Annotated in this window: 14 protein-coding genes and 2 pseudogenes; 14 read left to right on the forward strand and 2 right to left on the reverse strand. The window is 64.9% G+C overall.

Going from position 1 to position 16,003, the window contains the following annotated elements:
* The first annotated feature begins 3 nt into the window (after window positions 1–3).
* The 3 genes from IVB36_RS12545 (at window position 4) to IVB36_RS12555 (ending at window position 2,092) form a co-directional block, all read left to right on the forward strand.
* Entirely contained in the window at window positions 4–1,197 is a 1,194-nt protein-coding gene (locus tag IVB36_RS12545) for an MFS transporter (RefSeq protein ID WP_247369267.1), read from the forward strand.
* 136 nt (window positions 1,198–1,333) lie between these two features.
* A complete protein-coding gene (locus IVB36_RS12550) occupies window positions 1,334–1,744 on the forward strand; it encodes a hypothetical protein (RefSeq protein ID WP_026233102.1) in 411 nt (136 codons plus the stop codon).
* 138 nt (window positions 1,745–1,882) lie between these two features.
* Complete coding sequence (locus IVB36_RS12555) at window positions 1,883–2,092, forward strand: hypothetical protein (RefSeq protein WP_018456179.1); 210 nt, start codon at window positions 1,883–1,885, stop codon at window positions 2,090–2,092.
* Between the two features lie 257 nt (window positions 2,093–2,349).
* On the opposite strand, the gene IVB36_RS12560 is transcribed toward IVB36_RS12555, so the two are convergent.
* Window positions 2,350–3,321: a LysR family transcriptional regulator gene (locus tag IVB36_RS12560; protein ID WP_247298573.1), complete on the reverse strand. Its 972-nt coding sequence runs from the start codon at window positions 3,319–3,321 to the stop codon at window positions 2,350–2,352.
* 120 nt (window positions 3,322–3,441) lie between these two features.
* On the opposite strand from IVB36_RS12560, the gene IVB36_RS12565 reads away from it, so the two are divergent.
* The 9 genes and pseudogenes from IVB36_RS12565 to IVB36_RS12605 all read left to right on the forward strand — a co-directional run bounded on the left by IVB36_RS12565 (window position 3,442) and on the right by IVB36_RS12605 (window position 12,675).
* Window positions 3,442–4,479 (forward strand): class 1 fructose-bisphosphatase, encoded by a 1,038-nt coding sequence (locus IVB36_RS12565; RefSeq protein ID WP_085352578.1) that lies wholly within the window; start codon window positions 3,442–3,444, stop codon window positions 4,477–4,479.
* A gap of 13 nt (window positions 4,480–4,492) precedes the next feature.
* Window positions 4,493–5,368, forward strand: a complete 876-nt coding sequence (locus IVB36_RS12570) for a phosphoribulokinase (protein ID WP_063993396.1) — start codon at window positions 4,493–4,495, stop codon at window positions 5,366–5,368.
* A 16-nt stretch (window positions 5,369–5,384) separates the two neighbouring features.
* A pseudogene (gene tkt, locus IVB36_RS12575) lies at window positions 5,385–7,405 on the forward strand (transketolase).
* 14 nt (window positions 7,406–7,419) lie between these two features.
* Entirely contained in the window at window positions 7,420–8,505 is a 1,086-nt protein-coding gene (fba, locus tag IVB36_RS12580; protein ID WP_247369263.1) for a class II fructose-bisphosphate aldolase, read from the forward strand.
* 31 nt (window positions 8,506–8,536) lie between these two features.
* Entirely contained in the window at window positions 8,537–9,997 is a 1,461-nt protein-coding gene (locus IVB36_RS12585; protein ID WP_085352576.1) for a form I ribulose bisphosphate carboxylase large subunit, read from the forward strand.
* 11 nt (window positions 9,998–10,008) lie between these two features.
* Window positions 10,009–10,416 (forward strand): ribulose bisphosphate carboxylase small subunit, encoded by a 408-nt coding sequence (locus IVB36_RS12590; protein WP_018456187.1) that lies wholly within the window; start codon window positions 10,009–10,011, stop codon window positions 10,414–10,416.
* 98 nt (window positions 10,417–10,514) lie between these two features.
* Window positions 10,515–11,450 carry a CbbX protein gene (cbbX, locus tag IVB36_RS12595; protein ID WP_247369261.1) on the forward strand — a complete coding sequence of 312 codons (936 nt, stop codon included), beginning with the start codon at window positions 10,515–10,517 and terminating at the stop codon, window positions 11,448–11,450.
* Window positions 11,447–12,184, forward strand: a complete 738-nt coding sequence (gene rpe / locus IVB36_RS12600; protein WP_018456189.1) for a ribulose-phosphate 3-epimerase — start codon at window positions 11,447–11,449, stop codon at window positions 12,182–12,184. Before cbbX ends, rpe begins: the two co-directional genes overlap by 4 nt.
* A gap of 278 nt (window positions 12,185–12,462) precedes the next feature.
* A complete protein-coding gene (locus IVB36_RS12605) occupies window positions 12,463–12,675 on the forward strand; it encodes a hypothetical protein (protein ID WP_018456190.1) in 213 nt (70 codons plus the stop codon).
* 115 nt (window positions 12,676–12,790) lie between these two features.
* Here the strand turns inward: IVB36_RS12605 and IVB36_RS12610 are convergent.
* Window positions 12,791–13,608: pseudogene (locus IVB36_RS12610) on the reverse strand (universal stress protein).
* Window positions 13,609–13,818: 210 nt separating this feature from the next.
* Between IVB36_RS12610 and IVB36_RS12615 the strand changes: the two are divergent.
* Window positions 13,819–15,357 (forward strand): Do family serine endopeptidase, encoded by a 1,539-nt coding sequence (locus IVB36_RS12615; RefSeq protein WP_247369259.1) that lies wholly within the window; start codon window positions 13,819–13,821, stop codon window positions 15,355–15,357.
* Between the two features lie 267 nt (window positions 15,358–15,624).
* On the forward strand, window positions 15,625–15,999 hold the full coding sequence (locus tag IVB36_RS12620) for a hypothetical protein (RefSeq protein ID WP_026233103.1): 375 nt from the start codon (window positions 15,625–15,627) through the stop codon (window positions 15,997–15,999).
* Window positions 16,000–16,003: the final 4 nt, after the last annotated feature.

The raw sequence follows: 16,003 nt of genomic DNA on the forward strand, positions 1-16,003 counted from the left end.
TGAATGACGATGAATGCCACGATCGAGACCGCGCCGGATCCGGATGCGGTGTCGCAGCGACTGACCTTCGTGCTTGCCGCGGCCTGTGGCATGGTCGCCGCCAACATCTATTACGCCCAGCCGCTGATCGCCCCGATCAGCGCCGCGCTCGGCCTGTCGCATGAAGCGGCGGGACTGATCGTCACCATGACGCAGATCGGCTACGGCGTGGGGCTTCTCTTCATCGTCCCGCTCGGCGACCTCGTCGAGAACCGTACCCTGATTTGCTCCGTCATCACGCTCGGCGCGGCAGCCCTGCTCGCCGCGGGCTTCGCGTCCCACGCGCTGCCCTTCCTGATCGCCGCGTTGTTCATCGGACTCGGCTCGGTCGCGGTGCAGATCATCATTCCCTATGCCGCGCATCTTGCGCCGGCAGCCATTCGCGGCCGCTTCGTCGGCAATGTCTCGACCGGCCTGATGCTCGGCATCATGCTGGCGCGGCCGGTGTCGAGTTTCGTCACGGCGATGCTGTCGTGGCATGCAGTGTTCTTCTGCTCGGCCGCGTTGATGATCGTGCTCGCAGCGGTACTCTGGATGACGCTGCCGAAGCGCAGGCCGGTCGCGCGGATGCATTACGGCGAGTTGCTGCTGTCGATGCTCCATCTGGTGCGGACCACGCCGCTGCTGCGCCGCCGCGCGCTGTACCAGGCCAGCCTGTTCGGCGCATTCAGCCTGTTCTGGACCGTGACGCCGCTGCTGCTCGCGAGCGAATTCGGCTTCACCCAGCGCGGCATCGCGCTGTTCGCGCTTGCCGGTGTCGCCGGCGTGTTCGCAGCCCCGATCGCGGGACGGCTTGCCGATCGCGGTCATAGCCGCATGGCCACACTGGTCGCGCTGCTACTCGCGGCCGTAGGATTCCTGATTACGCATGTCGGCGCGCCCGGATCGGTGCTGAACCTCGCCTGCCTGGTCGTGGCTGCGATCGCGATCGACATCGGCGTGCAGGGCAACGTCGTGCTCGGCTTCCGCGCGATCTTCGCGCTGGGGCATGAGCACCGCAGCCGCCTGAACGGTCTCTACATGGCGACCTTCTTCACCGCGGGCGCGGCGGGCTCGGCGGTCGGCGCGTGGGCGTTTGCACAAGGCGGCTGGACGCTCGCATCGGCCTTTGGCCTCGCGCTGCCCGTCGCAGGCCTGGTCTATGCGGCCACCGAGTAGGGGCTGGTTGCTCCAATTAGCGATCCGGCCCGTTTACCAAGGCCGCCGGGTCGGCAATTTCCACCTCGCAGTTTCCCTGCCGCTGTAGTACTTTGGTCGCAAGCGAGCCTGGTTAACGGGCGGCAGGGGGAGGCTGATGAGGCGTGCGGGGCTGGTTGGCGTACCGCGGGTACGACCATGGTCGTGGCAGGCGTTTCTGCTTGGATTCATCGTTGTCGCAATGTCGGCTGCGCTCCAGGGCGGCTGTGTCGCGCTCGGCGCAAAACTCTATTTCGCGGCGTTCCTGCCCAGCCTGTTCGTGCTCGGCATTATTGCGGGCGCACCGGCGGCGGCGTTCGCCGCACTACTCACCATTCCGCTGGTATGGTGGGCATTCATGCCGCCCTTCTTCGAGTTCAATTCGCTGACCAGCGCGCATGCCGATTCCATCAAGCTGTTCTGCCTGCTCGCCGTGCTGGTGATCGGCCTTGCCGATCTCTGCCGCGAGATCATCAGCCGCGGTGGGTTGAAGCCGCGGGGCGAGAGCGCGGCGACGAATTCGCAATAGATCGGCCTTGTGCGGCCGCGCACGTTGCGCGCGGGCAACAGTCCGGAAACCATTCGCACGCTTGCTGTGCGGCGCTAACTTTTCGAAAAAGATTTGGCCGCAATTTCTCCCTCGGGAATGACGAGGGAGTTTTCGGACATGAACGGCCAAATCACCGGTCACGCCATCTTGGAGAACGTGCGCCGCTACCGCGGTATCGCATCGCTCTATCGCCAGACCGCTGCATTCCGCCCGGACCAGAGCTGGTCGCTGCTCGAGCAGGCGAAGGATTGGGAAGCGCGGGCGCTGCTGGAGCTGGAAGCCTATTTCGCCGCGCGGATGGACTACGCCCCTACACGCGCGGCCTGATCGTTAACCATCGGCGCGGCCTTGCGCAGGCCCGCCGAAGGGCCGGTCGTCGGGTCGTGCACGGAAAACACGGGGCGATTACGGAGTTATCTCGTCGCCCGTCTGTGCTAGCAACGTCCCGACCGAGACATCCCAATTCGGCCGGGGCAAGCGATGACCACCTTCAACCGCATCTTCACGACCGAGCGCCTGCTCCAGATCATCGTCATTCTCGCGGCTACGGTCGCGATGAAGCTGATGGGCTGAATTTCGACGGGCTATCGCGCGCCGAATTCGGGCACGTCGGGAAGATAGTTCGACCCCTCCGATCCCAAGAAATCGAACATCGCCTGCGCCGGCGGCAACAGCACCTTGTCGCTGCGGCGGATCACGTACCATTGCCGCACGATCGGCAGGCCCGCGACGTCGAGCACGATCAGCCGGCCCTCGGTGAGCTCGTGCGCCACGGTGTGGGCCGAGATGAAGGCGATGCCGAGCCCGGCGATGACCGCCTGCTTGATGGTCTCGTTGCTGCTCATCTCCATGCCGATGATCGGCTCAAGATCCGACCTCTGGAACATGCCTTCCATCAGTGTCCGCGTCCCCGAGCCGGGCTCGCGGGTGAGGAAGGTCTCGTGCACGAGGTCGGTGAGGTTGAGGCCGGAATCCTTCTCCAGCCAGTGCCCCTTGCGCGCGACGATGATGTGCGGATTGCGCCCGAGCTGCCGGACGTCGACGCTGACATCGGCCGGTGGCCGACCCATCACCGCGAAGTCGAGGTCGTAGCCGTGCATGGCCCCGCGGATCTCCTCGCGATTGCCGACCGTGAGCTTGATCTCGATCTTCGGATACCGCTTCGAGAATGCCGCGATCGCGTGCGGCACGAAATATTTCGCGGTCGAGACCGCGCCGAGATGCACCGTGCCGCCGGTTCGCCCCGCAAGCAGGTCGAGCGAACCCTGGCAGTCCGCGATTGCGGCCTCGACGCGCTCGGCGAGCGCCAGCACCTCCTTGCCGGCTTCCGTCAGCAGCATGCCGTCGCCGGTCCGCTGAAGCAGCGGCAGTCCGGCGAGATCCTGCAGCTGACGCAATTGCTGGGTCACGGCCGGCTGCGTCAGGCCGAGCTGGGTCGAGGCTGCCGTGACGCTGCCTTTTGCCGAGAGCGCCGCAAGCGAGCGAAGCTGCCGGATCGTGAGATGCCGGAGCTGTGCCGTCGAATGGACATTATAAGATAATTCTTTGGCGCTCATTATGAATAGAAATTTTCCTTATTAAGCCGCCCCTGTCAATCTCGTCGTTGTTGGCACTGACCGCACCGACCTCCAGCGAGGAGGGAACTGGATGCGGCGCCTGCAAAGGGATGGACGCAGATGACCGGGCAACTCAGGCTGGACGACCACCTTCAGCGGTATTCCGAGACGGCGCCGCATGCGCTGGCCGTAGCGGCCGCGGTCGATGCCATCGCGGCGGCCGCGATCGAGATCGCCGATCTTATCGCCACGGGAGACCTTGCGGATGCGTCGGGCCTGACCACCGGCCGCAACAGCGACGGTGACGTGCAGCGCGATCTCGACGTGCAGGCGGATGCGATCCTGCGCCGCTGTCTCGGCAAGCTGCCGATCGCGGCACTGGCGTCGGAGGAGATGCGTGAACCGCAGATCGGTGACCGCGCGGCGAAGATCTGCGTCGCGATCGATCCGCTCGACGGCTCCTCCAATATCGACATCAACATGACCGTGGGCACGATCTTCTCGATCCTGCCCGCGCCCGACGATCTCGCGCTCGCCTTCCATCAGCGCGGCTCGGCGCAGCTCGCGGCGGGATTCGTCACCTACGGCCCGCAGACCTCGCTGGTGCTGACGCTCGGCGAGGGCGTCGACATCTTCACGCTTGACCGCGGGTCCGGTTGCTTCCGTCTCGCGCGTAGCGCCGTGCAAATCTCCGAGACCTGCGAGGAGTTCGCGATCAACGCCTCGAACCGCCGGCATTGGGAACAGCCGGTGCGCGCCTTCGTCGACGAATGCCTCGCCGGTGTGGAAGGGCAGGCCAACCACAATTTCAACATGCGCTGGGTCGGCTCGCTGGTGGCCGAGGCCTATCGCATCCTTACCCGCGGCGGCGTGTTCCTCTATCCCTCCGATTCACGGCCCGGCTATGGCGATGGCCGCCTGCGCCTCGTCTACGAGGCGCACCCGATGGCTTACATCGTCGAGCAGGCCGGCGGCTCGGCTTCGACCGGGCGCGAGCGTATCCTCGAACTCTCGGCGCAGAGCCTGCATCAACGCGTGCCGCTGATCATGGGTTCGAACAACGAGGTGCAGCGCGTCGAGGAACTGCATTGCGATCCCTTGCTGGTCGCCAGCGTCTCCGCACCGCTGTTCGCGCGGCGCGGCTTCTTCCGGCTCTGAGCGAGGCGCCCCGATGTCCAGGAAGCATCCGATCATCTCCATCACCGGCTCTTCCGGCGCCGGCACCACGTCGGTCAAGAAGACCTTTGAGCAGATCTTCTTCCGCGAGAAGGTCAACGCCGCCTACATCGAAGGCGACGCCTTCCATCGCTACGATCGCGCGGAAATGCGCACGCAGATGGCGAAGGAGGCCGATCGCGGCAACAGGCATTTCAGCCATTTCAGCCCCGAGACCAATCTGTTCGAGGAGCTGGAGCGGGCGTTCCGCGACTATGGCGAGACCGGCACGGCGACGACGCGGCACTACGTCCACGACGCCGAGGAATCCGCGCTGCATGGCGCCGCACCCGGCACCTTCACCGAATGGAAACGGCTGCCGGAGAGCTCCGACCTTCTGTTCTACGAGGGCCTGCACGGTGCTGTCGTTACCGACAAGGTCAACGTCGCGCGTTATGCCGACCTCAAGATCGGCGTCGTGCCCGTTATCAATCTCGAATGGATCCAGAAGCTGCACCGCGACCGCAGTGCGCGAGGCTATTCGACCGAGGCCGTTACCGACACCGTTCTGCGGCGGATGCCCGATTACATCCACTACATCTGCCCGCAATTTTCCGAGACCGACATCAACTTCCAGCGTGTGCCGACGGTGGACACCTCCAATCCGTTCATCGCGCGCTGGATCCCGACGCCGGACGAGTCGATGGTCGTGATCCGCTTCAAGAACCCGCGCGGCATCGACTTCCCCTATCTGCTCTCGATGCTGCCGCAAAGCTGGATGTCGCGTGCCAATTCGATCGTGTGTCCCGGCGCGAAACTCGATCTTGCGATGCAGCTGATCCTGACGCCGCTGATCATGCAGCTGATCGAGCGTAAGCGAAACCTGAAGTGAACGAGAGGAGGATCCGATGAACATCTCCGTCCACGCCGACGCTGACCTCACGGCGGTATCGCATGGCGATCTCGCCAACGCCGTCCGCTTCCTCGCGGTCGACGCCATCGAGACTTCGCAGTCCGGCCACCCCGGACTGCCCATGGGCATGGCCGATGTCGCCACCGTGCTGTTCTCGCGCTTCCTGAAATTCGACTCGGCTCACCCCCATTGGCCGGATCGCGATCGCTTCGTGCTGTCGGCGGGCCATGGCTCGATGCTGCTCTATGCATTGCTCCATCTCACCGGCGGCGACGTCAGCCTCGATGACATCAAGGCCTTCCGGCAATGGGGCTCGAAGACGCCGGGCCATCGGAATATGGCCATACGCCGGGCGTCGAGACCACGACCGGTCCGCTGGGGCAGGGGATTGCGACCGCGGTCGGCATGGCACTCGCCGAGCGCATGGCCAATGTGCGACATGGCGACGGCCTCGTCGATCATTTCACGTACGTCATCGCCGGCGACGGCTGTCTGATGGAGGGCATCAGCCAGGAAGCGATCTCGCTCGCCGGGCATCTCGGGCTGGGCCGCCTGATCGTGCTGTTCGACGATAACGGCATATCCATTGACGGCCCGACCTCGCTTGCGACCTCCGATGACCAGCTCGCGCGCTTCGCTGCCTCCGGCTGGTCGGTGCGCCATGTCGACGGGCACGATCCCGAAGCAGTTGCGCAGGCGATTGCCGAGGAGCGTGAGAGCACAAGACCGTCGCTGATCGCCTGCCGCACGGTCATCGGCTACGGCGCGCCGGATCGTCAGGGCACCGAGAAGGCGCATGGCGCGCCGCTCGGCACGGAGCAGACGGCCGCGGCGCGGCGAACGCTCGGCTGGGACTATCAGCCCTTCGTGGTGCCTGTCACGATCCTGAAAGCATGGCGGATGATCGGGCAGCGCGGGCAGGTCGAGCGTCTCGCCTGGCTCGATCGCTATGAATGCGCGACGCCCGAGCAGCGCGACCTGTTTATCGAGGGCAAGGCGGTTGCCCTGCCGAACGCCTATGCCCAGGCCTCGGCGAAATTGCGCGAGCGCTTTGCCACCGAGCGTCCGAAGCTCGCGACGCGGCAGGCGTCGCAACAGGTGCTCGACGGCATCGCCGAGACGATTCCCGGATTTGTCGGCGGCTCGGCGGATCTCACGCATTCGAACCTGACGCATGCCAAGGCGCAGACCCCGGTCAAGCGCGACGCGTTCGCCGGCGATTACATCCATTACGGCATCCGCGAGCATGGTATGGCGGCCGCGATGAACGGCCTCGCGCTGCACGGGGGCTTCATTCCCTATGGCGGCACCTTCCTCGCGTTCTCCGATTACAGCCGGCCGGCGATCCGCCTTGCGGCCTTGATGCGGATCCGCGTCATTCATGTGATGACCCATGACTCCATTGGCCTCGGTGAGGACGGCCCCACGCACCAACCGGTCGAGCATCTCGCAGCGCTCCGCGTCATTCCGAACCTGCTTGTTTTCCGGCCGGCCGACGCGGTTGAGACGCTGGAAGCATGGGACTGCGCGCTCCAAGCTGAAAATCGTCCCTCCGTGCTGTGCCTGTCCCGTCAGGCGCTGCCGACCTTCCGCAGCGATGTCCGCGGGAGGAACCGCGTCGCACGCGGCGCCTATCTGATCGTCTCGCCGGACGGTGGCCGCGACGTGACGCTCATCGCAACGGGTTCGGAAGTGTCTATTGCGCTGGAGGCGGCCCGCCTGCTCGCTACCGAGCACGTCCGTGCGGCCGTGGTCTCCGCGCCCTGCTTCGCGTTGTTCGAGGAGCAGCCGGAGGATTACCGCGCCGCTGTGCTCGGCACCGCGCCGCGGGTTGGCATCGAGGCGGCAGTCGTCGGCGATTGGCACCGCTGGATCGGCACCGAGGGCGAATTCGTCGGCATGCGCGGCTTCGGCGCTTCGGCGCCGGCCCCGGTGCTCTACCGCGAATTCGGCATCACGCCGCAAGGCGTTGCGGAAGCCGCCCGGCGGGCGATGGCCCGCGCCGGCAAGCAATAACAGGAGGATTTGTCGTGGCCCGTATCACTCTTCGTCAGCTGCTCGACCACGCCGCCAGTCACGGCTACGCGGTGCCGGCGTTCAACATCAACAACATGGAGCAGGGCATCGCGATCATGCAGGCGGCGGCCGAGGTCGACGCGCCCGTCATCATCCAGGCTTCGCGCGGCGCGCGCAGCTATGCCGGCGACCTCATGCTCTCGCACATGATCGATGCGCTGGAGCGGACCTATCCAGACATCCCGCTCTGCCTGCACCAGGACCATGGCAATGACGAGGCGACCTGCGCGTCCGCGATCGCCCATGGCTTCACCTCGGTGATGATGGACGGCTCGCTCAAGGCCGACGCCAAGACCGCGGCCGACTACGACTACAACGTTGCGATCACCCGCCGCGTCGTCGATCTCGCGCATTGGGTCGGTGCCTCCGTCGAAGGCGAGCTCGGCGTGCTCGGCTCGCTCGAGCATGGGGGCGGCGAGCAGGAGGACGGTCACGGCGTCGAAGGCACGGTCAGCCATGATCAGTTGCTCACGGATCCCGACCAGGCGGTCGACTTCGTCCGCGCCACCAAAGTCGATGCGCTCGCGATCGCGATGGGCACCTCGCACGGCGCCTACAAGTTCAGCCGCAAGCCGGACGGCGACATTCTGGCGATGCGGGTGGTCGAGGAGATTCATCGCCGGCTGCCGAACACGCATCTCGTGATGCACGGCTCTTCCTCTGTGCCGCAGCCGCTCCAGGACATGTTCAACCAGTTTGGCGGCGAGATGCCGCAGACCTGGGGCGTGCCGGTCGAGGAGATCGTCCGCGGCATCACGAGCGGCGTGCGCAAGGTCAATATCGACACCGACTGCCGGCTGGCAATGACCGCGGTGTTCCGGAAAGTGGCCGCGCAAACGCGCTCGGAGTTCGATCCGCGCAAATTTCTCAAGCCCGCCATGGATGCGATGCGCGAGCTCTGCCGCGAGCGCTTCGAGCAGTTCGGCACCGCAGGCCACGCCAGCGGTATCAAGGTCGTTCCCTTGAGCGAGATGGCGCGGCGCTACCGCGCCGGCGATCTCGATCCGCGCGTCGACGCCCGCCAGCCCGTCGCGGCCTAATCGTTCAGAGAGAGAAGAGCAGGAGAGAGCCATGAATGCACATGCAGGAACCGTCCGCGGCAAGGAAAGATATCGATCGGGCGTGATGGAATACAAGCGCATGGGCTATTGGGAGCCCGACTACGTGCCCAAGGACACCGACGTCATCGCGCTGTTCCGCGTCACGCCGCAAGAGGGCGTCGATCCGATCGAGGCGTCAGCCGCAGTCGCCGGCGAATCCTCGACCGCGACCTGGACGGTGGTGTGGACCGATCGGTTGACCGCCGCCGAGAAGTATCGCGCGAAATGCTACCGCGTCGATCCGGTGCCGGGCACGCCAGGCTCGTACTTCGCCTACATCGCCTATGACCTCGACCTGTTCGAGCCGGGCTCGATCGCCAACCTCTCGGCCTCGATCATCGGCAACGTATTTGGCTTCAAGCCGCTGAAGGCGCTGCGGCTGGAGGACATGCGTTTCCCCGTCGCGTATGTGAAGACGTTCCAGGGACCGGCCACCGGCATCGTGGTCGAGCGCGAGCGGCTCGACAAGTTCGGCAGGCCGCTGCTCGGCGCGACCGTCAAGCCTAAGCTCGGCCTCTCGGGCCGCAATTACGGTCGCGTGGTCTACGAGGCGCTGAAGGGCGGGCTCGACTTCACCAAGGATGACGAGAACATCAACTCGCAGCCGTTCATGCACTGGCGCGACCGCTTCCTCTATTGCATGGAGGCGGTGAACCGGGCGCAGGCGGCCTCCGGTGAGGCCAAGGGGACCTACCTGAATATCACCGCGGGAACCATGGAGGATATGTACGAGCGCGCCGAGTTCGCGAAGGAGCTCGGGTCCTGCATCGTCATGATCGATCTCGTGATCGGCTACACCGCAATCCAGTCGATGGCGAAATGGGCGCGGCGCAACGACATGATCCTGCATCTGCATCGCGCCGGTCACTCGACCTACACGCGGCAGAAAAGCCATGGGGTGTCGTTCCGCGTCATCGCCAAGTGGATGCGGCTCGCCGGCGTCGATCACATCCATGCCGGCACCGTGGTCGGCAAGCTCGAAGGCGATCCCAACACCACGCGCGGCTATTACGATGTCTGTCGCGAAGACTTCAACCCGGCCAAGCTCGAACACGGCCTGTTCTTCGACCAGTCCTGGGCGAGCCTGAACAAGATGATGCCGGTCGCCTCCGGCGGCATCCATGCCGGCCAGATGCACCAGCTGCTCGACCTGCTCGGCGAGGACGTCGTGCTCCAGTTCGGCGGCGGCACCATCGGCCATCCCATGGGCATCGCGGCCGGCGCGATCGCCAACCGTGTGGCGCTGGAAGCGATGATCCTCGCCCGCAACGAGGGCCGCGACTACGTCCACGAAGGACCGGAGATCCTGGCCAGGGCGGCCGAGACCTGTACGCCGCTGAAAGCTGCACTTGAGGTTTGGAAGGACGTCTCCTTCAATTATGAATCCACCGACACGCCGGACTTCGTGCCGACCGCGCTCGAAACCGTTTGAGGAGATTTGACATGAAGCTGACCCAAGGCTGCTTCTCGTTCCTGCCCGATCTGACCGACGACCAGATCACCAAGCAGGTGCAGTATTGCCTGACCAACGGCTGGGCGGTGAACATCGAGTTCACCGACGATCCGCATCCCCGCAACACCTATTGGGAGATGTGGGGCCTGCCGATGTTCGATCTCCAGGACGCCGCCGGCGTGATGATGGAGCTCGCCGAATGCCGCAGAGTGTATGGCGACCGATACATCCGCCTCAGCGGCTTCGACTCCAGCCATGGCTGGGAATCGGTGCGGATCTCGTTCATCGTCAACCGCCCGCCGCAGGAAGCCGAGTTCGAGCTGGTGCGGCAGGAGGTGAGCGGACGCGCGATCCGCTACACCACCGTGCGCCGGCAGCTCGCGCACGCACCAACCTAAGTCATTCTCCTCCGCGCGGAGCACTCCCTGCTCCGTTTCCTTGGCGGACCACTGCTTCGCCGCTCCCCCGCGGCGAAGCCCTTTTCTTCGAGGTGCCGATGCTGGATGTTCCCCACGCCGTGACCACTGAGCCCGGCGAGACCAGTTTCGATCTCCGCAAGGAGGCCGAAGAGGCTGGAATCACGGGCACGCTGCAGCAGCTCGAGCAGGAGCTGATCGGATTGAAGCCGGTGAAGAGCCGCGTGCGCCAGATCGCGTCGCTCTTGCTGATCGAACGTATCCGGCAGCGTGCGGGATTGGCTTCGTCGCCACCGACGCTGCATATGTCGTTTACCGGCAATCCCGGCACCGGCAAGACGACGGTCGCGCTGCGCATGGCAAAGATCCTGCACGGCCTCGGTTTCGTGCGGCGCGGGCAGGTGATCTCGGTGACGCGCGACGATTTGGTCGGCCAGTATATCGGCCACACCGCGCCGAAGACCAAGGAGATCCTGAAGAAGGCGATGGGCGGCGTGCTGTTCATCGACGAGGCCTATTATCTGCACCGTCCCGACAACGAGCGCGACTACGGCCAGGAGGCGATCGAGATCCTGCTCCAGGTGATGGAAAACCAGCGCGAGGACCTCGTCGTGATCCTTGCCGGCTATGGCGAGCGGATGACGAGCTTCTTTGCCTCTAATCCCGGCTTCCGTTCGCGGATCGCGCATCACATCGACTTTCCGGACTATGCGGAAGCCGAGCTGCTCGTCATCGCCGAGCTGATGCTGAAGGAACGGGGTTATCGCCTCTCGGCGGCGGCGCGCGAGGCGTTCGAGAAATACATCGCGCTACGTCGGACCCAGCCGTTCTTCTCCAATGCGCGCTCGATCCGCAACGCCGTCGACCGCATCCGCCTGCGGCAGGCCGATCGGCTGGTGTCCGATCTCGACCGCATGCTCGATATCGCCGACCTCGAAACGATCGATCCCATGGACGTCCTGGCGAGTCGCGTCTTCAGCGGCGGTGCGGACGCGCAGGGGAGTGCGAAGCCATGACGAGAGAAATCCTCATCGCGCCGTCAATCCTGGCTGCGAATTTCGCCCGCCTCGGCGAGGAGATCGTGGCGATCGATGCGGCGGGTGCCGACTGGATTCACTGCGACGTCATGGACGGGCATTTCGTCCCGAACATCAGTTATGGCGCGGACGTCATCAGGGCGATCCGGCCGCTGACGAAGAAAATGTTCGACGTGCATCTCATGATCGCGCCCGCCGATCCCTATCTCGAAGCGTTCGCGAAGGCCGGCGCGGATGTCATCACGGTGCATGCCGAAGCCGGTCCGCACCTCGATCGCTCGCTCCAGGCCATCCGCGCGCTCGGCAAGAAAGCCGGCGTCAGCCTGTGTCCCGCGACTCCCGAAAGCACGATCGAATATGTGCTCGATCGCCTCGACCTCGTCCTGGTGATGACGGTCAATCCGGGCTTTGGCGGCCAGTCCTTCCTCGAATCCCAACTCGAGAAGATCGGGCGTATTCGAAGCATGATAGGCGACCGGCCGATCCGGCTCGAGGTTGACGGCGGCATCACGCGCGACAATGCCGCCGCCGTGGCCGCTGCGGGCGCCGATACGCTTGTAGCGGGCTCCGCCGTGTTTCGCGGCAAGAGCAGCGCGGACTATGCCGGCAACATCGCGGCCATCCGCGCCGCTGCGGAAGCCGGCAGGGTTCCGATGCTGCAACATAGTTCGGCGCAGACAATGCGTGCCGGTGAGCCCGCGCTCATCCGGTAGACTGCCGGATACAGGCGGGCGAGCCGGCACCGCAATGGGGTGTGCCAGGGCGTGCCCCTTTGCACTGCAGACATACGAGGATGACCCACAACCCTAGCCCTGGCCTGCGGTAAGGTCCGAAGCGTTGAGTCGCGCTGATTGGAACTTTCGCCTCGATACGCGTTTGCCTAGAAACAAGCGAGACAAGCGCGCGGCGGGCGCAGCAAATCTTTTGCACAACCGCCATCGCCCTGACGCAAATAAGGGCAATAAGCTCTGTGAATGCGAGGGAGGGTCTCATGGACAACGTACGTCGCTACCGCGCGCTAGCGTCCCTCTGTCGTCAGCAGGCCGCCTACCGGCCGCTCCAGAGCTGGGAACTGCTCGGCCAGGCCGAACATTTCGAACATCTCGCCGAAGTCGAACTCAAGGCGCATTTCGACGCGTGCAATGCGCAACAAGACGAGGACGGCGTCGAGGCCACGGCGTGGGAGAGACCCGCCGCGGCGTGACGGTCCAACGTGTTCGAATATGACCTGAACTTGCCGATGCCGGCACCGCTCAAGGACGCGGTTGTCAGCCCGAACGACAAGGCCTGTGACCGGCCCGACCTGGATAAGCCCTCGATTAATGCGACATCAGCGTCGGGACGGTCATGGCTCCAGCATGGCGCGGGTGACGCCGCCGAGGAACCGCTCCTGCAAACGCGAATGGCCGTAGCCGCCCATGATCAGAATATCCAGGTTCTCATCGGCTGCCAGCGACAGCATGGTCGGCTGAATCAGGTTGACCGTGCGGGTCGACAGTCCGCGCCGGCCGAGATGCCTTGCCAGATTGCGCGTCGAGACTTCCTCGGGAACCATATCTGTTTCGTTGATCGCAATGATCACGATCTCCTCGGCGCGGGCCAGGAATGGTGCGGCGTCGCGCATAGCGCGCGCGGCGAGGCGGCTGCCATCCCAGCAGATGCCGATCCGTTTCGCCTTGAACGCTCCATGGAAGGTGTAGGGCAGGAAAAGCACCGGGCCACCCGCCTGGAACAGGATCTCGCCGGGCACATCGTTGTCGAGTGAGCCTTGCGCCGGATCCGGCTGGAGCACGATGCTGAGATCGTGCAGCCGCGCGATCTCGCCGAGCAAGCCGACCGCATCCCCCGGCATCGCCCCGAGTGGGTGGCATGTGTAGGAAATGCCGGCGTTCATCGCTTTGCTCTTGAATACCGCGAGCGCCGCCTCGGCCCGCTCCACTGCACTCTCGCGCTCCATCTCGAACACCGCCGCCACCGCAGCGCCGCCCTCCATGATATAGGCCGCACTGGTTGCCACATAGCCAACCGCAACTGCATCGAGATGGGCGTTGAGGCCCGCTGCGAGCGAGATCGAGCCGTCGATCACCGGGCGGATTGGCCGCTCGGTGGGGATGTGGACGAGAATGTCTTTGTACATGACGGGCCTCCGATGGACATCATCCGGTGGCCGCAGTCTTCCACGGTGCGCATGGCCCGCGTTGAGCTGCATCAAACGTGCAGCCTTGACCTTTGGCCGTATCGCCGGCCCCGGCTACTTTGCCAAGATTTAATCGCGTGGACGGGACGCTGTAAGGTGGCGACCACCATGTTGGGTGCAAGGCGACTTACCCAACATGGACATATCGACATGAGCGATCACGTCAATTCCGACACCACAACGTCCCGCAAGGTCCTGAGGCCGCGCCGGCTCGCGCTGCTCGGCACCGTGGCCGCGCTTGGCGTGGCCGTGCTGGCGACTGCTCCCGGCTCTTCGCCGTTCAGCGCGACCTCCTTCATTGCGCCCGCCCAGGCCGCGGAGACCGCCGCGACACCGCCGGGCTTCGGCGACCTCGTCAGCAAGGTCAAACCCGCCGTCATTTCGGTGCGGGTCAGGATCGACCAGAACAATGATAAGAGCGCGATGCTGCAACAGAACCGGATGGATTCGGACGAGGCGACGCCGTTCGACCAGTTCTCGCGGCAATTCGGCTTCCGCGGCCCGGGTGGCATGGAGGGCATGCCGCGCCAGCGCCGCCAGATGATCACGGGTGAGGGCTCCGGCTTCTTCATCTCCGCCGACGGCTATGCCGTGACCAACAACCACGTCGTCGATCACGCCGAATCGGTGCAAGTGACGATGGACGACGGCACCATCTACAGCGCGAAAGTGGTCGGCACCGATCCGAAAACGGATCTCGCGCTGATCAAGGTCGAGGGCAAGAAGAATTTTCCGTTCGTCAGATTCTCCGACCAGAAGCCGCGTATCGGCGACTGGGTGGTCGCGGTCGGCAATCCCTTCGGCCTCGGCGGCACCGTGACCGCCGGCATCGTCTCGGCCAGCGGCCGCGACATCGGCAATGGTCCCTATGACGACTTCATCCAGATCGACGCGCCGATCAACAAGGGCAATTCCGGCGGCCCGGCCTTCGACATGAACGGCAACGTGATCGGCGTGAACACTGCGATCTTCTCGCCCTCCGGCGGCTCGGTCGGCATCGGCTTCGACATTCCGGCTTCGACCGCAAAGCTCGTCGTCGCACAGTTGAAGGACAAGGGCGCGGTCACGCGCGGCTGGCTCGGCGTCCAGGTGCAGCCGGTGACGTCGGATATCGCCGACAGTCTGGGCCTCAAGGAGGCGCGCGGCGCGATCGTCGACAATCCGCAGGACGGCAGCCCGGCGGCGAAGGCGGGCATCGAGGCGGGCGACGTCATCACCGCCGTCAACGGCACCGCGATCAAGGATTCCCGCGATCTCGCCCGCACCATCGCCACCCTGGCGCCGGGCACGTCCGTGAAGCTCGATGTCGTCCACAAGGGCGACAGCAAGACGGTGACACTGGCGCTTGGCGAGTTGCCGAACGAGCGGCAGGCTAGAGCCGACGAGGGCAAGTCGCAGCCAGATGCCGGCATGCCGCCGCGTCTCGGGCTTAGCCTGGCTCCGGCGGGCGACGTGCAGGGCGCCGGCCAGAAGGGCGTCGTCGTCACTGAAGTCGATCCGCAAGGCCCGGCCGCGCAACGCGGCATCCAGACCGGCGACGTCATCCTCAACGTGGGCGGCAACGCCGTCGCCAATATCGGCGATGTCCGTTCGGAGCTGGCGCAGGCGAAATCGTCCGGCAAGCGCAGCGTGCTGCTGCAGGTCAGAAGCGCGCAGACGACCCGGTTCGTGGCGGTGCCGCTCGCATAAGGCGAACGTCGATCGGCGCAACTCCAAAAAGGCGGCCTTCGGGCCGCCTTTCCCGTTCGCCTTCAGGATTTCCGCACATCGCCGATAACATTCTCGTTAACGGCAGGGAGGATGACCCGGTTTCGTCCGAAAAAGCCGTGTTCGCTCATCACAATTGCGGATCTCGTACGGACTCGGCGGCAATGAAGCCGCCGACGATTGCAAGCGTGGAACTTCGAACTTGCCGCCGCTGAGCCGGCCGGCAATTCGTATTTGATCGGTGCCGACATGGATCGATTGAAGCTCTCGCTGAGAAGTGCGCTGCTTGTGGCGCCGTTGGTAGCGCCACTCGTGCTATGGGGTGGAAACGCTCTCGGGCGCGACGACGGCCGCTACGCGGACTCACCTCTCAAGCCGTGGTTCGACGGCCTGCGCAGCCATCTCGGTCCGTGCTGCTCGGATGCGGATGGGTTTGCGGTCGCCGATCCCGATTGGGACTCGCACAATGGACATTACCGCGTGCGGCTCGACGGCGAGTGGGTCGAGGTACCGGACGAAGCCGTGATCACCGAGCCGAACCGGGCCGGCCGCACCATGGTGTGGCCGGTGAAGACCGCGTTCGGCGTTTCGATCCGCTGCTTCATGCCGGGCAGCATGATCTGACTGA

It is taken from the genome of Bradyrhizobium sp. 35 (genome assembly GCF_023073215.1).
In the GTDB taxonomy this organism is placed as follows: domain Bacteria; phylum Pseudomonadota; class Alphaproteobacteria; order Rhizobiales; family Xanthobacteraceae; genus Bradyrhizobium; species Bradyrhizobium canariense_D.